Genomic DNA, 23,407 nt, shown 5'->3' with positions numbered 1-23,407 from the left:
CATCATTTTTTTAAGAATTAGGTTCAACATTATTAAAAGCTTACTCTTAAACCAAGAATGTATGATTTAGACTGAGGAGGCGTAAAGAAAGTCTCTCCTTGTGCAAGAGGATCGGTATCATCCGTAACTTCTGGATCAATACCTTCAAGATCATTACTCTTAATGGTAAACACATTATTCATGGTAACATAGAATCTAGCAGACTTAATAAATCCACCCATTAAATTAAGGGTTGACTCAGGTAGTGTATATCCTAAGGTTAAGTTCTTCATGCGTAAGTATGATGCATTAAATAAGAATAAATCTGATCGTTGAGCAAAAATACCAGCTGTAGAACTTGATGGTGATGGGGCATAAGCATTATCGCCAGGCTGCTTCCAATAATTCAATACTTTTTTACGAATATTAAAGGTAGCTGTTGCACGATCTGTAAATCTAAAGCCATCAACCATAATCTTGTTTCCAGAACTGTAATTAAAGAAACCACTCAAATCGAAGCCCTTGTATTTTAATGTAGTACTAAATCCTCCAAAAAAATCTGGTTGTGCACTACCAACATAAACACGGTCAGAATCACCTGGGTCAGTTGTTTTTTCTCCATCTGCAGTCAACCATTCAGCATCTCCAGTTTGAGGGTTAATTCCTGAATATCTAATTAAATAGAATTCATTTGCTGATTTTCCTACTACTGCTCTTTGTGCACTTGTACCTGCAATAAAGTTAGATCCATTTACATCTGTACTTGTATTAGGTAAAGCAGTAATTTCGTTTTTAACAGTAGTCATATTAAAGTTGGCACTCCATTCCAATTCAGGAGTTTTAACAATTGTAGCATTAATATCAAATTCAAAACCACTGTTTTGCATTTCACCAACATTTTTAGCAACTGCATCATATCCTGTAATATAGGTTAGTGGTTGATTAATTAACAAATCAGAAATGTCCTTACGATAATACGTCACATCAAATCTTAATCTACCATTTAACCAACGAGATCTTAATCCAAGATCTAATGACTTATTTTCCTCCCACTTCAAACCTTCATTACCAGCCTGGTCTGGAACCAAACCCGGATTACCATTATAGTTTCCATCTGCACCAGCTGTATATAGGAAAAATGAAGGGTAATATCCTATCTTATCATTACCTGACACACCATAACTTGCAGTAAGTTTTAAGAAGTCCAATCCAGGTATTGCATCCTGCATAAATTCCTCTTCAGAAATTGCGTAACCACCAGCAACAGACCAGAATGTACCGTATTTATTCTCTGGTCCAAATCGAGAAGATCCATCTCGTCTTAACGACCCCTCAAAAGTATATTTCCCAGCATAACTATATCCAATTCTGGAGAAAAGTGAGAATAATGACCATTGGTTTCGAATATGCGAAGTTGTTGTTTTTTCTGCAGCAGACTCCACATTTCGTAAGGCATCAAGAGGAAAATTAGATCCTTCAACCCAAGTTCTTCCTAAAGTAGATTCCTCATAAGATATACCCCCTAATGCTGTAACCCTATGCATTCCATTAATTAGTTTATCAAAACTCGCCGTAGTTGTAGTCAACCATTTTGAATCCTCAACAATTCTGTTAGAACCATATCCTCCTGATGAATTAATTTCATATGAACGTTCGGTTTCCTCTACTGAGAGTTGATCAAAACCAAAATCGGTTTTTAGCTTCAACCCATCGATAATATCTAATTCTGCATAAAAATTTCCATAACTTCTTTTCGAGACTACATCATCAAGATCTAGATCCTCTATTGCAATTACATTAGCAATAAAACCTGTGTTTATATAATTTCCATTTTCATCATATGGCTCTACCCAAGGATATTGGAGGTAAGCTGAAGTCATTGGAGCAAATGTAGAATTCTCCAATCCCACACGGTCAATCTTATTCTGACTCACATTTAGGTTGGCACCAATATTTAGATATTCTTTAGCTTTCACTTCAAAATTTAAACGACCTCCAATACGTTGCATTTCATTCCCAACAACAAATCCCTCCTGATCAGAATAAGTTGCTCCCAAATAGTATTTAATACGTTCAGATCCGCCTCGAACAGAAACATCAGCATTATAAGAAAAACCCGTTTGTGTTACCGCAGAAGGCCAATCGAATGATCCTTGTGGCAATTCATCAACACTAGAAGCATCTCCTATATCCACCAAATACTGTCTATATTCATCAGCATTTGTCATATCAATTTCATCTGTTGATTCGGTCCATTGAGTATAGAAATCTGCTGTTACAGTAGCATCTTGTTTATATGAACCACTCTTTGTTTTAATGATAATAACACCATTAGCTCCTCTAGATCCATAAATGGCGGTTGCTGATGCATCTTTTAATACATTCATCGACTCAATATCATTTGGGTTGATATCAATTAAGGTATTCAATCCAGTGTTACCACCTTGTGTATTCGTGTAGTTAAAGTCTGCACCATCATTCATTGGAACTCCATCAACTACAACCAATGGCGAAGAACCTGCTGTTAAAGATCCTACACCACGCACACGAACAACGGAAAATGCACCAAGTACACCTGAAGATTGTGTCATTTGTACACCTGAAGCTCGACCTTGTAACAGTTCCTGAGAAGATGTAGCTGTTAAATTTTCCAATGTTTCTTCATCAATTACAGCAACATTTTGCACCAAGCGTTTCTCATCAACCGTGCCATAACCTACAACTACAACCTCATCCATTCCAATTGATTCTGTTTCTAAAGTTACATTAATAACAGTTTGGCTACCTACAGGTATTTCCTGAGCCACCATACCAACAAAACTAAATACCAAAATGTCAGATGACTTGACCTCTATTGAGTATTTTCCATCAATATCAGTACTGGTTCCTGAGGTTGTACCTTTAATAACGACCGAAACTCCGGGCATTCCCATGCCATCATCGGCACTTGTTACTGTACCTGAAACCTGCTTTGTTTGAGCACTTATCAATTGAGTAGACATGATAATAGCACAAACAATAAATATCAGTCTTTTCATAAATTTCATTTTTTGTTAGAATTACATCAGTAAGGATCGGACTTGCACCCGATAAAATTTTTCAATCCTTAAAACACAAATGCTAATTCAAACCATATAAAATAGCGTGTGCAGTAATACACCTACAACTACAATAGTCTAGTCTAAATTGAACGTAACACCTCTCTACAAAGCCATATAGGCTATGCAATTACAATAAATGGTGGTGGATTTGGGCTTAAGGCGAACAGAGAGTTAGGTCAGTTTATTGAATCCCACTGTCGACAAAAAAGGATTCAATAACAAATCAAATTATAAAACTAATTTGATGTTAATAAAAATGTTTATTGAATTCTACAGATAGTAACTTCATTTTAAAGATTCTTTTCGTTAGTAGAATTAATAACAACAAAGCAATTTCCCCTACAGAATTTGACATGTTGTTTAAAGTTAAAAATTAAGGTCCCTTATATAAAAGATGATCTTCTGATCAAATTCCCTATCAATTTAATGATTTTTTTTCATTAAAAACAAAAATAAAAAAGGAACCTAGCTAGGTTCCTCTCAAGTATTCAGTCATTTAGCTAAATCAATCAGCTTCTGAAATAGCCTCTACAGGACATACTTCTGCGCATGCACCACAGTCAATACAGGTATCTGGATCGATAACATAAATATCTCCCTCTGATATTGCATCAACAGGGCATTCATTGATACAAGAACCGCAAGCGGTACAGTCATCTGATATAATGTAAGCCATAACAATTCGTTTTTAATTGATAAATCACTTGTAATTAAAATTACAATTTGGTTTCAATCAAAACAAGATGTTAATATCCTAAATTCTTATTTAGAATTATTCCAATTAATCATTATATTTACTCCATCAAAACAATTAAACAGACTAAAAAACAATACATGGAATTCGAATATTCTTCAACAACAGTATTAATAGCATTTGGTTTGACATTATTTGCAGGTTTATCTACAGGTATAGGAAGTGCTATAGCCTTTTTTGCAAAGCGGACCAACACCAAATTTTTATCTCTATCCTTAGGATTTTCAGCCGGTGTAATGATTTATGTATCTCTTATTGAGATTTTTCAGAAAGCAAAAGATGCTTTAATCACAGATCATGGCGAAGTTGCAGGAACTTGGTATACTGTACTTTCATTCTTTGGTGGCATTTTATTTATTGCAGTCATAGATCAATTAATTCCTTCTTTTGAAAACCCACATGAGGTTAAAAAGATTGAAGACATTGATGAGACAAATATCAAAAACAAAAAATTGATGAGGATGGGTATATTCTCTGCATTAGCCATTGCAATTCATAACTTTCCTGAAGGATTAGCGACTTTTGCTGCAGCTCTTGCCGATCCAACAATTGCTGTTCCAATTGCTGTTGCCATCGCAATTCATAACGTACCTGAAGGAATTGCCGTTTCCGTTCCAATTTATTATGCTACAGGTAGCAAGAAAAAAGCATTCTTACTATCATTTCTTTCTGGTTTGGCAGAGCCTATTGGAGCTTTAATAGGATTTATTCTTATCTATTCTTTGCTAGGCTTAAACAATACAATTTTTGGCGTATTGTTCGGAGGTGTTGCAGGAATTATGGTGTTCATTTCCTTAGATGAACTATTACCAACAGCAGAAGAATATGGAGAACATCACAATGCAATATATGGATTGATAGCCGGAATGGCAGTAATGGCAGTAAGTCTCTTATTATTTCTTTAAAATACAAAAGCCTCAAACGAGGCTTTTTTTATTTCTTTTCTTTCTTCTTTTCTTCTCTTTGGAAGTATCTACAATATTCCTTTAATCCACATGATTTACATTTGGGTTTTCGAGCCAAACAAACATATCTTCCATGAAGAATTATCCAATGATGAGCTGTAGCAATCAATTCCTCCGGAATATAACTCACCAAAACCTTTTCTGTTTCTAATGGCGTTTTTGACTTGGTTGTTAACCCTAGTCTTTCCGAAACTCTAAAAACATGAGTATCCACCGCCATTGCAGGCTTATCGTAAACAACCGATGCAATTACATTCGCAGTTTTTCTTCCAACTCCCGGAAGTTTTTGTAGCTCTTTTACATCATCAGGAACCACTTCCTTAAAATCCTCTACCAACATCTTTGCCATTCCTAACAAGTGCTTTGCCTTATTATTTGGATACGAACATGATCGGATCAAGTCAAAAATATCATCCTGAGTTGCATGAGACAAATCAAATGCACTGGGATACTTTTCAAATAATGGAGGTGTAATCTGGTTAACCCTTTTATCGGTACATTGAGCTGACAATATAACGGCAACCAATAATTCGTAGGGATTGGTATAATTTAATTCAGTTTCAGCAATTGGCATGTTCTCCTGAAACCAAGCTATTATTTTTTCAAATCTTTCTTTCTTACGCATAGTTAATTCTGTTTTACAATTGCGAGCTAACGAAATTAATAAACTCTAACGAAAAACCTTATTTGCTTGTAGAAAAGTAAGTATTGAGATACTTATTCTTAAATTTGCATCACAATTTTAGCAAAGAACACAATGATATCATATTTACAGGTTGAAAACCTAAGCAAAAGTTACGGAGATCTAACATTATTTGAAGGCATTGGTTTTGGAGTTGGCCAAGGTCAGAAAATTGCATTAATTGCAAAAAATGGTACCGGAAAAACTTCTCTTCTAAATATTATTGCAGGAATCGACTCTCAAGATTCTGGAGATGTAATTTTTCGCAATGATATCAAAGTTGCCTACTTACAACAAAACCCCAATCTGGAAAACAGCAATACTGTTCTTAACGAAGTTTTTAACTCCGATGATCCTGTACTTTCTGTAATCAGAGAATATGAAGAAGCAATTAATTCGAATGATCAGGAAAAAATGACTGAGATTCTCGAGAAAATGGATCAATACAAAGCCTGGGATTACGAGAATAAAGTCAAGCAAATTCTATCTAAACTTAAAATTACCAATTTCGATCAGGTAGTAGGACAACTTTCGGGTGGGCAAAAAAAGAGAGTTGGATTGGCAAAAGTATTAATTACAGACCCTGACTTTTTGATTTTGGATGAGCCAACCAACCATCTGGACTTGGAGATGATTGAATGGCTGGAGGAGTATTTGAACAAGTCGAAAGGAACTTTGCTGATGGTTACTCACGATCGTTATTTTTTGGACCGAGTTTGTAATGAAATCATTGAAATGGATGCAAATTCCATTTATACCTATAAAGGCAATTATTCCTATTATCTTGAGAAGAGAGCTGAAAGAATTGAAAATATAAATGCTGAAGTTGGAAAAGCTCAAAAACTATTAAAAACAGAGCAAGAATGGATGCGAAGAATGCCTCAGGCGCGTGGAACAAAGGCAAAATATCGTATTGATGCATTTTACGATCTTAAGAAAAAAGCAGCAGCTGGTTTCAAAGAAGATAGCATGGAGCTGGATATTAAATCAGCTCGATTGGGAAAGAAAATTCTGGAATTGGAAGGTTTGTACAAGAGCTTTGGAGATTTAAAAATTCTTGAAGATTTCAGTTACAAATTTCAACGTGGAGAAAAAATTGGAATTGTAGGTAAAAATGGAACAGGAAAATCTACTTTTCTAAACATCATAACCAGAAATCTTGAACCTGATTCGGGCTCAATTGAAATCGGCGAAACCGTTGTGTACGGTTATTACAGACAGGATGGAATTACAATCAATGAAAATGAGAGAATCATCGATGTAATAAAAGATATAGCAGAATCTATTGATCTTGGTAATGGCAAAGTGATGTCGGCATCTCAGTTTTTGGAATATTTCCTATTTCCACCAAAAACCCAATACAACTATGTATCAAAATTAAGTGGTGGAGAAAAACGTCGTTTGTATTTGATGACGGTTTTAATGAAAAATCCAAACTTCCTGATTTTGGATGAGCCTACAAACGATTTGGATATCATGACTCTTAATGTTTTGGAGGAATACCTGATGAACTTTAAAGGTTGCTTAATCATTGTTTCTCACGACCGTTACTTTATGGATAAAGTAGTTGACCAGATGTTTGCTTTCGAAGGAATGGGAAAAATCAGAAACTTCCCGGGAAATTATACAATTTACCGAGATACAATTGATGAAGAGGAAAAAGAGCTCAAGAAAATTGAAAAACCTGCAAAACCTAAAAAAGAAAAACCAAAGTCCAATAATACTGCTAAAAAACTCTCTTTTAACGAAAAACGTGAATTTGAGCAATTGGAAGTTGATTTAGAAGCATTAAATACCGAAAAAGAGGAATTGGAAACCGCAATGAGCTCTGGCACATTAACAAATGATGAATTATTGCAAAAAGCTAGCAGAATTGAAGAAGTGATCAATTTGATTGATGAGAAAGAAATGCGTTGGCTAGAATTAAGTGAACGAGCTTAGTTGTTAACCACTGTTAAACATTTGTATTTTTTTTGAGAATGATGATAAAATTGAGAGCTTTGTAACCCTACAAAAAAGCTGAATGAAAGATTTTACAAGCGGAAACGTAACCAAGTTAATTTTCAACTTTACGCTACCAATGCTATTGGGAAATGTATTTCAACAACTATACAATGTTGTTGATAGCATTATTGTGGGTAAAGTTTTGGGCAAAGAGGCCTTAGCTTCTGTAGGTGCATCATTTCCAATCATTTTCACACTAATTGCATTGTTAATAGGAATTGGTTCTGGTTTCTCTATTGTTATATCACAATTTTATGGAGCAAAAGATATCAACAGCGTAAAAAAATCCATCGATACTATGTATATATTCCTGTTCGTAGCAGGTTTTTTTGCGTCAATATTTGGCATTTACTATAGCGAAGTGCTTTTCCTTCTTTTACAATTGCCCCAAGAGCTAATCCCTCAGGCTACTACTTATCTTGACATTTATATGGCAGGAATGATCCTGTTCTTTGGGTTTAACGGAACAAGTTCGGTTCTACGAGGTTTGGGAGATTCTAAAACTCCTCTCTATTTTTTAATCCTTGCATCGCTTTTTAATATCCTATTTGATGTACTGTTTGTAATGGTATTTAAATGGGGAATTGCAGGTGCAGCCTGGGCAACGGTAATCGCTCAAGGAGGTGCATTTGTTACTGGCATCTTATACCTTAATCGCACACATAATATCATGAAATTTTCTCTGTCAAAACTCGCTTTTGATAAAGATCTTTTCATTAAGAGTTTAAAAATTGGTTTGCCATCGGGTATTCAACACACATTTGTAGCTCTTGGAATGATGGCCTTGCTTGGAATTGTAAATACCTTTGGTACCGATGTCATAGCAGCTTACACTGCCGCTGGTAGAATAGATTCGCTAGCCATGATGCCAGCCATGAACTTTTCTCAAGCCGTAGCTGCATTCGTTGGTCAAAACCTGGGAGCCAACAAAATTGAAAGAGTACGAAAAGGATTTAAAGCAACATTTTTAATGTCAAATCTGTTCTGCATTTTAATGACGGCCATTATTGTGATATTCGGAAGTCAACTTATGAAAATGTTTACCACCGATCCCAACGTAATTGCAATTGGCGAAAAGTACTTAATCATTGTAAGTTCCTTCTACTTGTTATTTTCAACTCTATTCACAACAAACGGGGTATTACGTGGAGCAGGTGATACATTAATACCAATGTTCATAACCTTATTCTCTTTATGGATTATAAGAATTCCTGTTGCGTATTTTCTTTCTGCAAAAATTGGAGAAACAGGAATTTGGTGGTCAATTCCAATTGGATGGTCAATGGGAGCTCTTCTTTCCTATTTGTATTATTTGACAGGAAAATGGAAAAGTAAATCCGTTGTACCTAACAAAGCTTGATTCCTACAATCCAATTAGTTTGTAATTCCACTTCAATCTCTTACCTTTGCGAAAATAAATATTTCGTATATGTTAATATCGATGACCGGCTTTGGTAAAGCCACTCTAGAATTGGAAAACAAAAAGGTTTCCATCGAAATTAAGTCTCTAAACAGCAAGCAGCTGGATATAAATACCAGAATTCCTAACCTTTATAAAGAAAAGGATTTGGTTCTTAGGAACGAAATCAAAAATCAACTTGAACGTGGTAAAGTTGAACTATCTGTTTTTATAGAGAGTGTTGGTACCGATAAAGATACTAAAATAAACAAACCAATTGTTGAAGCTTACTATCAACAACTTACTGAACTTTCTTCAGAATTAGGTATTCCTATGGATAAAGAACCTATTCTTCAAACTATCGTAAAGCTTCCGGATGCATTAAAAACAGAGCATCAAGAGCTGGATGAAGAAGAATGGAACCAAATTTTTGCAGGATTTAAATCGGCTGTTGCTGATCTAAACTCATTTAGAAAGCAAGAAGGAGATGCTTTACAAGCGGATATATTTGAACGAATTTCCAATATTGAAAAACTATTGGAAAAGGTTCCTCAATACGAATCAAAACGTATCGAAACTGTTAAAACAAGAATCAACGATAACTTGAAAGAATTTGTTGAAAAACAAAATGTAGATAAAAACAGATTCGAGCAGGAGATTATCTATTATCTTGAAAAACTAGATATTACCGAAGAAAAAGTCCGTTTGGCAAACCATTGCAAATACTTTATTGAAACGGCTAACAATGGCAATTCAATTGGCAAAAAATTAGGTTTTATCGCTCAGGAAATTGGTAGAGAAATAAACACTTTGGGATCGAAAGCAAACGATTCTGATATTCAAAAAATAGTGATTCAGATGAAGGACGAGTTGGAGAAGATAAAAGAACAGCTCCTAAACGTCTTATAAGATATAAAAAACGAAATTCAATAGAAGCGTAGGGTCAAAACTCTGCGCTTTTTTATAATTTTAAAACAACATACAAATTAAATATGTCAGGAAAATTATTCATTTTTTCAGCTCCAAGTGGTTCAGGTAAAACAACCATTGTTCGTCATTTACTTGAACAGGATTTTAAACTTGAATTTTCTGTTTCAGCAACCAGTCGTGCCAGCAGAGCCAAGGAAGTACATGGTAAGGATTATTACTTCTTAAGCACCGAGGAATTCAAACAAAAAATTGAAAATGATGAATTTTTGGAGTGGGAAGAAGTGTACGAAGGATGTTTTTACGGCACTCTAAAAAGTGAAATTGAAAGAATAAGAAATAAAGGCAACAATGTTATTTTTGATGTTGACGTTGTAGGTGGTGTGAACATCAAAAAATACTACAAAGATGATGCTTTGGCTGTTTTTATTCAACCACCATCAATTGAAGAATTAGAAAAAAGGTTAAGAGGAAGAAATACTGATAGCAAAGAAGTAATTGCTGAACGAATTAAAAAATTTCAATTTGAATTGGGATTTGCAGATCAGTTTGATAAGGTAATTATTAACGACAAGCTTGAGGATGCTTTACAAGAAGCAGAAAATACTTTAAGCGAATTCATAAAAAAATAATATGAGGCTTAAAATTGGATTATATTTTGGATCGTTCAATCCAATTCACATTGGACATTTGGCCATTGCAAATTACATGGCCGAATACTCCGATTTAGATCAAATCTGGTTTGTCGTAAGTCCACAAAACCCATTTAAGCAAAAAACAAGTCTACTTAACGATTATCACAGGTTAGAGTTGGTAAATCGCTCAATTGAGACATATCCTAAGTTGAAAGCCTCAAATATTGAATTTGGTTTACCTAAACCGTCCTATACAATTGATACGCTTACTTATTTAAAAGAGAAATACTCCGAGTATGAGTTTTCTTTAATTATGGGTTCGGATAACCTGAAAAATTTCGAAAAGTGGAAAAACTACGAATTAATTCTGCAGGAACATGATTTGTATGTGTATCCAAGGCCTGGATTTAAGGATAAAGAAGTTGAGTTAAAAGGAACTGTTCATTTGGTGAATGCACCGCTTATGGAAATATCATCAAGCTTTATTAGAGAGGCTATAAAGGAGAAGAAAGATATTCCATATTTTATGCCTGAGGCGGCATACAGTTACTTAAAAGAGATGCACTTCTACGAAAAATGATAAAAACAAAAAGGCAGGTCCCCACCTGCCTTTTTCTAACCCAAAATGATTTCCAATACGAAACTTTAACCCTAAAACCTTATACAATTCATATTGAAATGTCGATTCGTTCAACGTGCCTAACCACTACACTCCCGAATCGGAGTGCAAAGGTAGACATTATTTTTAATCTGCAAAGGAAATTTAAATTATTTTTCTAAAATTTAGTTCTAAGTAAATAGAACACTATCTAAAAGCCTTATTCAAAAAGTCTTCATGCAAAAAAAGAGGCTACAATTGCAGCCTCTTTAAATATATTATCTAATCTTGTTAGTTAAAAATTGAATCATCCACACCTTTGTTTACAAGCAATTCTTTAATGGTTAAAGGCATTTCCTGTGGTCCCATCTTTGTAATGGTTTGGAATGGAAACTTCACGCCATCAACTTCTTTGTAATCCTTGTACAACATGATCATGCTCATGCCTTGTTGCTGTGCAACGGTCTTAACTTTCAAACCTGTATTGGCATTAAAGAAATCAAATCTTGAATTTCCTTGTGGGTCTTTAATTTCCAGTTTATAAGCTTTTTCACCATCTACTTTCTCAGCACCAACAAGTTCCATTTCATAACCTAATTTCTCCATAGATAGTTCAGGACACATTTGTGCTTGTTGTTTAAATCCAACCAATTGTGCTTCATTGGCTGCCATTTCCTGCCCCTGTGCAACTACTCTACCAGCAATCCCATTGTAATACATTGCTTGCATTACCTGGCCATTCATGGTCATTTTCATACAGAATTTCTCATTGTTTTTCTGTGCCGTCTCAACATTAATACTCATTGGACCCATTTTCATTTCTCCTTTGATGCTAATGTCTTTTACAGCTTCCCACTTATCACGACCTCCAATTGCAGCAACGTAATTTTCAATTACTGATTTACAGGTCAATCCTTCTGGAATAGCATTAGGATCTTCTTTTACGATATCACCTTTGTAGTCATATTCTTCAACTTCACCATCAGAATCTAACTTTGCCAATCTCGTTTTGTATTTTTTATCACCAACAACCAAGTAAACTGCGTTATTAGGATCAACATACTTTTTAGCCATTGCCTGAACATCTTCCAAAGTAACTTTATCTAATTTTTCAAGATAAGTTGCATAATAATCAGAAGGCAAGTTGTAACGTTCAATAGCCATTGCAAATCTTGCAATAGTACCTGGATCTTCAAGAGATCTGGCAAAGTCACCTGCCATAGTTGCTTTGGTCATATTCAAATGATCTTGAGTCAACTTCGTATCTCTGATTCGATTCATTTCAACAACCATTTCCATTAAAGCGCTATCAGTTACTTCAGCTTTAACTTCTGAACTAGTGTAAAAACCACCAACCAATCTATCTGAATATAATCTAGAGCCTGCACCGTAAGTATATGCTTTATCTTCACGCAAATTTTTCATTAATAATCCAGAAAAACCACGTCCTAACATTGCATTCATAACTGATGCTGGAATCACATCAGGATTACCTTTCTTCAATTCAAATGAGTTGTAGATTCTCACCAAAGACTGAGGAGCAGCATCTTTATTTGCCAATACTACACGCTTACCTTCCATTTTTGCAAGCATTTCATAAGAATGACTTGGAACTTCAGTATCTTCCCACTCTCCAAAATACTTTTTAACCAACTTTTTAGCCTCTTTGGCAGTAATATCACCAACAATTGCCATTAATGCTTTATTTGGCTTAAAATAGGTTTCGTAGTACTTTTTACAATCATCAATAGTAATGCTCTTAACAGTCTCTTCTGTTACAACATCTCGGTAAGGGTGATTGGCAGGATAAAGCACTTTGCTTCTCATATTTCCTGCCATTGATTTAGGATCTGTTTTATTGGCTTCCAAACCTGATAAAGTTTGTTTTACGATTTTATCAAATTCCTCTTGTGGAAAAGTTGGATTCAACAACACATCAGCCATCAATTCAAGAATTTGTTCCTTATATCTGGACAAACCACCAGCATCAACTCCTGATGAAGAAACTCCCAATTCAGCACCAATAAAATCAATTTCATCAGCAATTTGCTTTGAAGATCTTGTTGCTGTACCACGATCAAGAAGTTGCCCCATAATCGACAAATAACCAGCCTTGTCACCTTCAGCAATAGGATCATTTAACAACGAGATTGCAAAACCAACTTGAGGTAACTTATGGTTTTCAACAACCAATACTTTCATTCCGTTTTTAAGGGTAAAACTATCGTAATCACCCAATTGTACTTTTGGAGCCGGACCCGCCTTAGGAGCTTTTGTTCGGTCAACCTGAGCACTAGCTGTAAATACAAAACATACAACTACAACAAGTGCAAAAAATCTATATAAGTTTTTCATTTTCATATATTTTCTTTTCTGGAAATTTCAATTAAGAACTTCTATATTATTTCTGCTTTGGTAAGTAATACAAAACAACTCTGTTCTCTGGAACAAAATACTTCTTAGCAACATTTCTAATGTCATCTTTTGTTACAGCAAAATATTTTTCAAGCTCCTTGTTTACTCTTTCTGTATCTTTAAAATAAGTATAAGAAGTAGCAAGGTTTTCTGCACGATCGGCAATCGTTGCATTAGAACTTACAAGCTCGTTCTCAATTTTGTTTCTTAGCTTTTGGAATTCTCGATCTGAGATTAATTCGTCTCTTACGACAGAAAACTGTTTGTCCATTTCATCCTCTAAAGCTTTTGGATCTACTCCCATGTTTGGAATACCAAAAGCAAGGGTCAAACCTGGATCCTCATAAGGCATTGGGAAAGCCATTAACTGAATTGCTTTTTGTTGGTTATCAACCAATTCTTTGTAAAGACGAGAACTCTTTCCATCAGTCATCAATTTTGATAACATATCCACTGCATAAAAATCAGGAGTTCCAACTGCAGGAATGTGATATGCTTGAATAACTGCAGGCAATTGAATATTATCAAATACTGTATCTCTAACCTCAGCAGTCTTTTTAGGCTCTTCAATATTTGGACGGTAGATTTCTTTGGTTCCTTTAGGAATTTCAGCGAAATAATCATTTACTAATTTTTTAGCTTCAGCTTTGTCAAAATCTCCACAAATCGTTAATACAGCATTATTTGGCACATAAAACTCCTTGTAAAAGTTCACGAAGTCCTCATCCTTTGCATTACTTATGTGTTCTTCATCTCCAATTGGAGTCCAACGATATGGATGCTTTTCGTAGGCATGAGCCATTGTTTGAGGCAAAATTGTACCATATGGAGGGTTATCATATCGCTGCTTCTTCTCCTGAATTACAACACCTTTTTGCGTCTTAATTCCAATTTCTTCAACTTTTGCATGCAACATTCTTTCCGACTCTAACCATAAGCCCAATGCCAATTGGTTTGATGGAAGCATTTCAAAGTAATAGGTTCTATCAGTAGAAGTATTCGCATTCAATTCACCACCTGCTCTTGACACATATTTGTCATATTGGTGACGAGGAATATTTTTTGTTCCTTCAAACATTAAATGCTCAAAGAAATGTGCAAAACCAGTAAGTTCAGGATTCTCGTTCTTCGAACCTACATGGTACATTACCGAAACTACAATGTTTGGTGTAGTATGATCTTGTTGCAAAATAACGTGCAAGCCATTGTCCAAATCATACTCTTCGAACTCAATTTTTCCATTTTGGGAAAAGCCACTTGCCAGACCAAATACAACTAGCAATGAAAGTAGTAGAAGCTTTTTCATCATCATTTGATATTGTTTTACATTATTAATTGGATTCTATTAGAATCTAAAAACTGCTAAACAATATTAAATGATTAAATCTCCAATATCAATTTTTTTGGATAAACTACGTTTTAACTCGATAAAACGATGTATTAAACTGTTAAACCTATTTAACTGAACAAAACAGTTAAAATTTGTTAATAATTTAATGTAAAAAGAGGAGCTCTAATGAACTCCTCTAAACTTATGAAATGTATGTTATGTCTGTTTTGATTACAGCACTTGAACATTTTCAACACTATCGATTCCTTTTTGAATTGCTTCAATATTTAGAGGAATCAATTTGTGGTGACGTTCTGGTAAAGATTTCTCCAAACCTTTCTTAACATTTTCAATTTTAACAATAGGCTTCACATTTAAGAAACCTCCTAATATAATCATGTTAAAAGTTTTAGGATTCCCCATCTCAGCAGCCAAAGCAGCTCCAGGAATCTTAAAAATGTTAATATCTTTTCTTTCAGGATGACGAGTGATACCATTTGGATCATACAATAATGTTCCTCCTGGTTTAACATCATTTTCGAATTTATCCATCGACTGTTGATTAAGAATGATAGCTGTATCAAACTTCTTCAAAACAGGTGAACTAATTCTGTCATCACTTAAAATTACTGTTACGTTAGCAGTACCTCCACGCATCTCAGGACCATATGATGGCATCCACGAAACTTCCTGATCTTGCATAATACCTGAGTAAGCTAAAATTTTACCCATTGAAAGTACACCTTGACCACCAAATCCTGCAATGATAATTTCTTCTGTCATTTTTTTACAGTTTTTATTGATTTAAAATGGAGTTCTATTCATCTTTTAATGTACCCAATGGATAATAAGGGAACATATTTTCTTTCATCCATTCATTTGATTGAGTTGGAGACAATTTCCAACCTGAAGAACAAGTTCCAACAATTTCGATGAAAGAAAGACCTTTCTTCTCTCTAGTATTCTCAAATCCTTTACGGATAGCTTTCTTCAACTTTCTTACTGCACCTGCAGTTTCTGCTGATTGACGAGTCACAAAGCGTGTACCCGGTAACAAGCTAACCATTTCACTCATTTTCATTGGGTAACCAGTAGAAGTACAATCACGTCCGTAAGGAGAAGTTGCAGTTACCTGATTCTCCAAAGTAGTTGGAGCCATTTGACCACCAGTCATACCGTAAATTGCATTGTTTACGAATACAACTACTATGTTTTCTCCACGGTTACAAGCGTGAATAATTTCACCACATCCAATAGATGCCAAGTCACCATCACCTTGATAAGTAAAAACATATTTATCTGGCATTAAACGAGATGTAGCTGTAGCTAATGCAGGAGCACGTCCATGAGCTGCTTGTTGCCAGTCAATATCTATATAATTATAGGCTAATACAGAACAACCTACTGGCGAAACACCAATTGTCTTATCCTGAATATCCATTTCCTCGATAACCTCAGCAATTACCTTATGAATTACACCATGTGTACAACCTGGGCAATAGTGCATTTCGTTATCTAGAAGAACATCGGTTTTCTTGTAAACCAAGTTCTCTTCACTAATAATATTATTGATTTCAGTTGTTGCTGTCATAACTTATTTTCCTAAAATTTTTTCTTCCAATGCTTCCACAACCTCTTCTGGTGTTGGAATAATTCCACCATAGCGTCCGAAGTGTTCTACTGGAACTTTACCTTCAACTGCTAGTCTAACATCTTCAACCATTTGACCAGCACTCATTTCTACAGATAGGATACCCTTAACCTGTCCCAACATTTCCTGAATTTGTTTTGTTGGATAAGGGAATAGAGTTATTGGACGTAACAAACCAACTTTAATACCTTTTTCTCTTGCTAGCTCAATTGATTTTTGGCAAATTCTTGCACTTGAACCATAAGCTACGAATAAGTATTCCGCATCGTCACAGGCAATTTTTTCGAAACGAACATCGTTTTCTTCCATTGCTCTGTATTTAGCTTGAAGTTTGTGATTGAACACTTCTTGCTTTGCAGAATCCAAATCCAAAGAAGTTGAAATATTACGTTCGCTACCAGCTTTCTTACCATTAGTTGCCCATGATCCTGAAATCTTTTCGATTTCTTCATCTGTCCAACGTGGTTTGTAATCAGACAATTCTACCTTTTCCATCATCTGACCGATAACACCATCAGATAGAATCATTGCTGGATTTAAGTATTTAAATGAAAGCTCAAACCCTAAGTCAACAAAATCGTTCATTTCCTGAACTGAAGCTGGAGCCAAAACGATCAATTTATAATCACCATGACCACCACCTTTTACCGCCTGGAAATAATCCGACTGAGCAGGTTGAATAGTTCCCAAACCTGGGCCTCCTCGTACAATATTTACAATTAATGCAGGAAGTTCAGCACCTGCCAAATAAGTAATACCTTCTGCTTTCAAACTAATCCCTGGACTAGATGAAGAAGTCATTACTTTCTTACCGCAAGAAGCTCCACCATAAACCATGTTAATAGCAGCAACCTCACTCTCAGCTTGTAGAACCACCATACCAGTTTCTTCTGCTGGCTTGCGGATCATTAGGGTCTCCATAATTTCGGATTGAGGAGTAATTGGATATCCGAAATATCCATCGCAACCACAGCGAATTGCTGCTTCTGCAATTACCTCATTTCCTTTCATTAAACGAACGTCTCCCATTACGAATATTTTTTATGAATTTTTCAGATTTTAGTAATAAGTACTTATTGTACTAGCTAGCCTTGGCTCTGTAAACCGTAATTACAGTATCAGGACAAACCAAGCCACAGCTTGAACAACCAATACAAGCATCTGGATTGGCCATATGAGCATAATGATAACCTTTACCATTTACTCCTCTTGCCAGTTCGATAACCGCTGTTGGACAAGACACTACACAAAGTCCACATCCTTTACATTTTTCGGTATCAACTACAATAGCACCTTTAAATTTTGCCATAGCATTTATAATTAAAAATTAAATGTTTTTACACTCTAAAGGTAACAAATTAAAAGCAATACTTAAGTTTTCACTTTCAATTTATCATCCCATTAAATCGACTGAATTTCAACTCCTTACACCTAAACACTAGAATTTACAATCAGTCTAAATAATATAATCCATTAAGGATTAAAACATTATATCTTTTTCTTTAGCTTAACTTACTTTCCAATTGATGATGCTTTTCAAACTCTTTTAATCTGAACTCAAGATCTTTGAATTGATCACGAGAAATTTGAGAAACACATGCTCTTAGTCCTTCTTTTAAACTACCTGTTTCGTTCAAACAAATTGCTGAAATTCCATAATACAATAATTCTTTGTTCAACTCAGCACCTGTCATTCCCGGATATGAAACCGTAAAATAGAATCCATCAGCCAATGGAACATTTACATCAGTATCATAAACCAACTCAAAACCATTTTCAAGAAACATTTTTTTCATGATTTGAGCTCTTTCACCATACTCTTTCACATCATTGATAAAATCAAAACTTCCTTCGTTTGCAGCTTTCAACATCGCACATAAAGCATATTGTGCAGAATGCGCTGTTCCTGAAGAAAGTGTATAAATAATTCTATAGATGATTGTATATCCAAACTCACCAGTTCCACCAAATCTTTTCTTAAGATTTTCAAACTTGCGATTATACAATTTGTCTGAAATACAAAGTAAACCAATTCGCTGACCAGCATAACTAAATGCTTTTGAACTCGAAATCATCAACACATAGTTGTCTGTATAATTTGCAACACTTGGCTGATAAGGAGCTACACCCGGTTTACCGAGATCCGAACGGAAATCCATAGCAAAATATGCCAAGTCTTCCATCACGATCGTATCATATTTATTAGCTAGTTCGCCAATAATTTTAAGTTCTTCTTCGTTAAAGCAAATCCATGCCGGATTGTTTGGATTTGAATAAATCATTCCAGCGATATTGCCTTTTGAAAGGAATTCTTCTAATTTTTCTCTTAGTTTTTCTCCTCTATAATTGTATACATCGAACGATTCGTATTTCTGTCCCATAACCTCCAGCTGTGTTTTCTGCACAGGAAAACCCGGATCGATAAACAATATTGTATCTTTTTTAGGGTCACAATTTCCAATTGCCATGAAAGTTGCATATCCTCCCTGCATTGAACCTACAGTTGGAACAATACCATCCGATTTGATATCGATGTTCATGAAATTCTTCACAAAGCGAGAACCTTCCTCTTTTAAAGCTTTAACACCTTCTAACATTGGATATGCTGAAGCCGCTCCTTCTTCTAAAGCTTTTTTCTCTGCCTCTATACCTACTTTAGCAGGTTTTAAGCCAGGAACTCCCATCTCCATTCTAATGAACTTCTCACCACTTTCCTCCTGAATTAAATTTACAACACGAACGACATCACGTATTGTTGCCTCAGCCATATTATTGATTCCGCAATACGCTAACTGTTTATCAACGACTTCTTTATTTATGGGGGTGTTTTTCATCTCACTTTGTTTTTGTGGTTAAGGTCAATAGCTGGCAAGTATTTTTAGCTTTTTCAACTTAATATCTTTCAATTTTTAAGTATCTACTATTACTCACCTTATTAATTCCATGCAATTTTACGAATTTTAATAACAAATTAAAACATCAAACTCTTATTTGATTGCAATCTAAACAAAGAAATCGTTTTAAATGTTTCAATTCGTCACATTAAGGGTTCATTACCTTATAAATTAAAAGAGGCTGATCGGAATACCGTCAGCCTCTAATATTTTTTACTCTACTAGAATATTATTCAAACTCAGGAAGAATAACGTCTAACCATTTCTGTACTCTTTCTTCAGTAAGGTCTGATTCGAAATCTTCATCCAACGGCAGGCCAACAAACTTACCATCAACAAATGCTCTTGATTCATTAAACTCGTAGCCTTCGTCACTAACTTGACCAATTATTTCGGCTCCTGTAGGTTTGATTGCCTCAGCTAAATCTCCCATTGAATCCACAAAGAAATCAGCATAAGCAATATGATCTCCTAAACCGAAAAGAGCAATTTTTTTACCTTTCAGATCTAAACCATTCAGCTTTGGTAAAAAATTATCCCAATCATTTCCAGAATTATCAGATGACCAAGTGTGTTTTCCAAGAGTTGAAATTCCCATGATGATATTTGAATACTCCGCCAATTTTTCAGCATCAGTTTCTTTAACCAAATGAACTTCAACTTTTTTAGTAGTTATCTTTTCAGCTACAATTTTAGCGACCTTATCTACATTTCCGCCTTCAGGTCCGTAAAACAATCCAATTTTACTCATAGGACAATATTATTTGTTAGTGTGTTTCTTGTTTCTTCTACAAAGTTAAAACTATTTAGCACTTTTCAAACTTGCAATAGCAAGCAATACGCCCAAAACTATACCTAATACCGCTGCAAATAAAACTTGAAAATCTGGGGGCAACAAAAAGGTTATGGTATGAGCTGGAATCCAGAAAAATGGGATTGTCTTTTTGAACACGAAGTTCCATTGAACATCCCAATTCAAATTCACAAAAATGTTTGAAAATTTGATCGGACGTAACAATCCTGCTACCGTTCCACCATTGTTAACAATATGAGTATCGGTAATTTTATGCAGTGTCATCATTATTGGTGCATAAATCAGGTTCATGAATGCACTAATACAAAATGCTACCAATAATTTATTCGCTGAGAATGGTTGTTTCATGGCCTCAACAGCTCCTTCAACTCCAAGATATGATAAGAAAATTGGTGTACCCGTAGCAAAAATTACAAATGCAAGCTTAATGGTTAATCCTAAGAATCCCCATACAATAGCACGAGGAATCACACCAAATCCTTTTTGATAATAATTTCCTGTACGAATTCTTAATCCAATTACTTCACCAATGGTTGCCAAAATTGCAAACTTGATAAAGCTGGTCACCATACCATGTTCTTTGTTAAAATCGATATAAAAATCGAAAACAGTTTGAGATACAAAAAATGGCAAGAACAACAATACGAATCCCAGCCAAAAAATAACATCCTGTTTTTTCATTGTCTATTATTTATTTATTGAACACAAATAGCATGAGAACTCTCCCATGCTATTGTATTTATTTTTCTGATTGCTCTGTATAATTTTCAAGACCTTTAAAGAATCCTGTCTTCACTTCTTTCCATTTTATAGCTATCCCTATTAAAAGGATAATTACAAAGCTGATTAACATTTTCTCATTCTTATTCAGATCTTTCCACTTTCTCATCGCAACTATTTTTAGATAAGATGTTAGTAATAATAAATCTCATCACTAACATCCATAATCTGTGTCAATTATTCTTTTTCTATTCTGATACGAGCATCAACAGCTGTTACCGCATCTTTGTTACCCAATAGTGGGTTCAAGTCCATTTCGAAGATTTCAGGAGCAACTTTCATTAATGCTGCTACACGAGTTACCGCCTCAGCAAAACGATCTTCATTCACTGGTTCCTGACCTCTTACACCTTTAATGATTCCATATGAATTTAATCCTTGAATCATTTCGTGAGCTTCCTCAGTTGAAATCGGAGCAAGAGATGCTTTTACATCTTTTAATACCTCGATAAAGATACCTCCTAAACCACACAATACCATGTGACCAAATTTTTCTTCACGCTTCGCACCGATGAATACCTCAGTTCCGCTAAGCATCTGAGCCAACATCACAGCATAAGTATCTTTAATCTGCATCATTCTCTTGAACTCAGAACGAACAGTTTCCTCATCTTTCACATTCAAGGTAACACCACCCACATCTGATTTGTGAACTGGCCCAACAACTTTCATTACCAATGGGAAGCCTATTTTCTTAGCCAAAGCAACGATTTCTTCTTCAGTATCAGCAACACCTTCCTTAGCTCGTGCAATCCCTGCAGCGTCTAACAAATTGTGAATTTGCTCAGGACTTAAATATCCGTTATCAGCCTCGTCAACAATTTTGCGAATTCCAGCTACATCAACATCTGGCATTGCAATTTCTTCTGGCTGTGGTTTTGGTGTATTGTACACTTTCGCCAATGCGTTACCAAATACTACCTCATCAGGAAAGTTGATTCTACCTTTAGCTAAGAAATGTTCAATCTCATCCTTCACATTAATCACGGATGGAAGAATTGGATAGATCGGCTTTTTATCACTCTTTCATCTTCTCATGAAGCAGATCGTATACATCATAAACTGGGAACAATCCAGGGCTACCGAAAATTACAGCCATTGCATCGATGTTATCAAAATCATTTTCACAAGCATCGATGATATCACCCAATTGCTGAGCTGTTCCTGTTGCCAAAAAGTCGATTGGATTTGAAACGGAAGAACCAGCGTACAATTTCTCTAATAAAGCATCAGCCTTAGGACCTTCGATGTGAGGAACGTCCAAACCATTGTTTGAAAGTGAATCTGTCAACATTACTGCAGGACCACCAGCGTGGGTAATTACAGCAACATTCTTGCCTTGCAACTCTGGATGCATAAAAATTGATGCAACAGTTGCCAACTCTTCACGACCACTACAACGAACGATACCAGCTTTCTTGAACAATGCATCAACAGCAACATCAGAGCTAGCCAAAGCACCAGTGTGAGATGAAGCTGCACGGCTACCAGCTTCTGAACTACCTGATTTTATAGCTGCAATCTTACATCCTTTACGAATCAAAGATGAAGCGTGCTTCAATAACATTTCAGGTTTATCAATATTTTCAATATACAAAAGCTTAACTTTCGAACTAGTTTCCGGATCGAAGCTTTCATCTAAGTATTTCAAAATTTCTTCAACACCCATTTGTGCTGAGTTACCTACCGAATAAACACTAGAGAATGACAATCCTTTCGGAACACCAGATTCCATAATAAATACTGCAGTAGCACCCGATCCTGAAATAAAATCACATCCTTTAGGATCTAGACTTGGAATTGGAGTAGTGAAAACACCGTTATAGTTAGAGTTTAATACACCAACACAGTTAGGACCAATTAATGAACCACCAACTGAATTTACTGTATTAACAATTTCTTGTTCAAGTTTAGCACCTTCTTCATTTTCTTCGCTAAAACCAGCAGATAGAATTATGAATGCACGAGTATTTCTTTCTTCTGCTAAAAATTTAATGGTAGAAGGGCAAAATTTAGCTGCGATTGCCAAAATTGCAAGATCTACATTTGGCAAATCCTTAGGATCTTTAAATGATTTAATTCCTTGTACTTCATCCAATTTTGGATTTGCTACATAAAGCTCGCCTTTGAAATCTCCATCGATAAGGTTTTTTAAAACCTTTCCACCTGGCTTTTGCACATCGTCGGAACCACCAACTACAACTATACTTTGGGGGTTAAGTAATTGTTCGTTTATCATTTTTTGTTGTTTATAATTTTGCGATTTTGCGACAAATATAGTAATAATCTGCTCCTATTAAGCTGATTTATCAAACAATCCGTAAGTAAAATTCATTTTTTTGCTTATTGATATTGTTATTTAGAGGCTAAGCTATCTTGTTTTTACTCAAACGTTTTCGAATTGTATCATTTTAAGATTTAAGAGTATTTTATTCCAAATTGTATCCATGGGTACAAAAAGCTAGAATTTTATAAGTAT

21 protein-coding genes are annotated in these 23,407 nt (G+C 35.2%); 6 read left to right on the top strand and 15 right to left on the bottom strand.

The window, feature by feature from the left end; translation table 11 throughout:
* Nucleotides 1-32: 32 nt before the first annotated feature.
* Nucleotides 33-3,017 carry a SusC/RagA family TonB-linked outer membrane protein gene (locus JCM15579_RS04480; RefSeq protein ID WP_054716302.1) on the bottom strand — a complete coding sequence of 995 codons (2,985 nt, stop codon included), beginning with the start codon at nt 3,015-3,017 and terminating at the stop codon, nt 33-35.
* Nucleotides 3,018-3,585: 568 nt separating this feature from the next.
* Complete coding sequence (fdxA, locus tag JCM15579_RS19995) at nt 3,586-3,756, bottom strand: 4Fe-4S ferredoxin (protein ID WP_083464524.1); 171 nt, start codon at nt 3,754-3,756, stop codon at nt 3,586-3,588.
* A gap of 158 nt (nt 3,757-3,914) precedes the next feature.
* Between fdxA and zupT the strand changes: the two genes are divergently transcribed.
* Nucleotides 3,915-4,739 carry a zinc transporter ZupT gene (gene zupT / locus JCM15579_RS04475; protein ID WP_054716299.1) on the top strand — a complete coding sequence of 275 codons (825 nt, stop codon included), beginning with the start codon at nt 3,915-3,917 and terminating at the stop codon, nt 4,737-4,739.
* 28 nt (nt 4,740-4,767) lie between these two features.
* Here the strand turns inward: zupT and nth are convergent, their stop codons facing one another.
* The gene (gene nth, locus JCM15579_RS04470) at nt 4,768-5,424 is read right to left on the bottom strand and encodes an endonuclease III (RefSeq protein ID WP_054716297.1); all 657 of its coding nucleotides are present in this window, start codon (nt 5,422-5,424) and stop codon (nt 4,768-4,770) included.
* A 132-nt stretch (nt 5,425-5,556) separates the two neighbouring features.
* Between nth and JCM15579_RS04465 the strand changes: the two genes are divergently transcribed.
* From JCM15579_RS04465 to nadD, 5 genes are all read left to right on the top strand, one after another.
* Complete coding sequence (locus JCM15579_RS04465; RefSeq protein WP_054716295.1) at nt 5,557-7,422, top strand: ABC-F family ATP-binding cassette domain-containing protein; 1,866 nt, start codon at nt 5,557-5,559, stop codon at nt 7,420-7,422.
* Between the two features lie 82 nt (nt 7,423-7,504).
* On the top strand, nt 7,505-8,845 hold the full coding sequence (locus JCM15579_RS04460; RefSeq protein WP_054716292.1) for an MATE family efflux transporter: 1,341 nt from the start codon (nt 7,505-7,507) through the stop codon (nt 8,843-8,845).
* 69 nt (nt 8,846-8,914) lie between these two features.
* Nucleotides 8,915-9,793: a YicC/YloC family endoribonuclease gene (locus tag JCM15579_RS04455; RefSeq protein WP_172677359.1), complete on the top strand. Its 879-nt coding sequence runs from the start codon at nt 8,915-8,917 to the stop codon at nt 9,791-9,793.
* Between the two features lie 83 nt (nt 9,794-9,876).
* Nucleotides 9,877-10,443 carry a guanylate kinase gene (gmk, locus tag JCM15579_RS04450; RefSeq protein WP_054716288.1) on the top strand — a complete coding sequence of 189 codons (567 nt, stop codon included), beginning with the start codon at nt 9,877-9,879 and terminating at the stop codon, nt 10,441-10,443.
* Between the two features lies 1 nt (nt 10,444).
* Entirely contained in the window at nt 10,445-11,026 is a 582-nt protein-coding gene (gene nadD, locus JCM15579_RS04445) for a nicotinate (nicotinamide) nucleotide adenylyltransferase (protein WP_054716285.1), read from the top strand.
* Nucleotides 11,027-11,335: 309 nt separating this feature from the next.
* Here the strand turns inward: nadD and JCM15579_RS04440 are convergent, their stop codons facing one another.
* The 12 genes from JCM15579_RS04440 to JCM15579_RS21310 form a co-directional block, all read right to left on the bottom strand.
* Nucleotides 11,336-13,399 carry an insulinase family protein gene (locus JCM15579_RS04440; RefSeq protein ID WP_172677358.1) on the bottom strand — a complete coding sequence of 688 codons (2,064 nt, stop codon included), beginning with the start codon at nt 13,397-13,399 and terminating at the stop codon, nt 11,336-11,338.
* 46 nt (nt 13,400-13,445) lie between these two features.
* Entirely contained in the window at nt 13,446-14,765 is a 1,320-nt protein-coding gene (locus JCM15579_RS04435; RefSeq protein WP_054716431.1) for a M16 family metallopeptidase, read from the bottom strand.
* A gap of 255 nt (nt 14,766-15,020) precedes the next feature.
* Nucleotides 15,021-15,572 carry a 2-oxoacid:ferredoxin oxidoreductase subunit gamma family protein gene (locus JCM15579_RS04430; protein WP_054716281.1) on the bottom strand — a complete coding sequence of 184 codons (552 nt, stop codon included), beginning with the start codon at nt 15,570-15,572 and terminating at the stop codon, nt 15,021-15,023.
* Nucleotides 15,573-15,606: 34 nt separating this feature from the next.
* Nucleotides 15,607-16,380: a thiamine pyrophosphate-dependent enzyme gene (locus JCM15579_RS04425; RefSeq protein ID WP_054716278.1), complete on the bottom strand. Its 774-nt coding sequence runs from the start codon at nt 16,378-16,380 to the stop codon at nt 15,607-15,609.
* 3 nt (nt 16,381-16,383) lie between these two features.
* A complete protein-coding gene (locus tag JCM15579_RS04420; protein ID WP_054716275.1) occupies nt 16,384-17,469 on the bottom strand; it encodes a 3-methyl-2-oxobutanoate dehydrogenase subunit VorB in 1,086 nt (361 codons plus the stop codon).
* A gap of 52 nt (nt 17,470-17,521) precedes the next feature.
* Nucleotides 17,522-17,749 carry a 4Fe-4S dicluster domain-containing protein gene (locus JCM15579_RS04415; protein ID WP_054716272.1) on the bottom strand — a complete coding sequence of 76 codons (228 nt, stop codon included), beginning with the start codon at nt 17,747-17,749 and terminating at the stop codon, nt 17,522-17,524.
* Between the two features lie 193 nt (nt 17,750-17,942).
* Nucleotides 17,943-19,274 carry an aminotransferase class I/II-fold pyridoxal phosphate-dependent enzyme gene (locus JCM15579_RS04410; protein ID WP_054716270.1) on the bottom strand — a complete coding sequence of 444 codons (1,332 nt, stop codon included), beginning with the start codon at nt 19,272-19,274 and terminating at the stop codon, nt 17,943-17,945.
* Nucleotides 19,275-19,563: 289 nt separating this feature from the next.
* The gene (locus tag JCM15579_RS04405; protein WP_054716267.1) at nt 19,564-20,085 is read right to left on the bottom strand and encodes a flavodoxin; all 522 of its coding nucleotides are present in this window, start codon (nt 20,083-20,085) and stop codon (nt 19,564-19,566) included.
* 51 nt (nt 20,086-20,136) lie between these two features.
* A complete protein-coding gene (locus JCM15579_RS04400) occupies nt 20,137-20,829 on the bottom strand; it encodes a hypothetical protein (RefSeq protein ID WP_054716264.1) in 693 nt (230 codons plus the stop codon).
* A 58-nt stretch (nt 20,830-20,887) separates the two neighbouring features.
* The gene (locus JCM15579_RS20160; RefSeq protein WP_157471332.1) at nt 20,888-21,037 is read right to left on the bottom strand and encodes a hypothetical protein; all 150 of its coding nucleotides are present in this window, start codon (nt 21,035-21,037) and stop codon (nt 20,888-20,890) included.
* A 68-nt stretch (nt 21,038-21,105) separates the two neighbouring features.
* Nucleotides 21,106-21,915, bottom strand: a complete 810-nt coding sequence (locus JCM15579_RS21315; RefSeq protein ID WP_245625825.1) for an acetate--CoA ligase family protein — start codon at nt 21,913-21,915, stop codon at nt 21,106-21,108.
* 31 nt (nt 21,916-21,946) lie between these two features.
* Nucleotides 21,947-23,167 (bottom strand): acetate--CoA ligase family protein, encoded by a 1,221-nt coding sequence (locus tag JCM15579_RS21310; RefSeq protein ID WP_245625824.1) that lies wholly within the window; start codon nt 23,165-23,167, stop codon nt 21,947-21,949.
* Nucleotides 23,168-23,407 lie beyond the last annotated feature (240 nt).

The organism is Marinifilum fragile JCM 15579, assembly GCF_001310955.1.
In the GTDB taxonomy this organism is placed as follows: domain Bacteria; phylum Bacteroidota; class Bacteroidia; order Bacteroidales; family Marinifilaceae; genus Marinifilum; species Marinifilum fragile.
The sequence above is the reverse complement of the archived record's forward strand: the minus strand, read 5'-3'. Positions and strand labels throughout refer to the sequence as shown.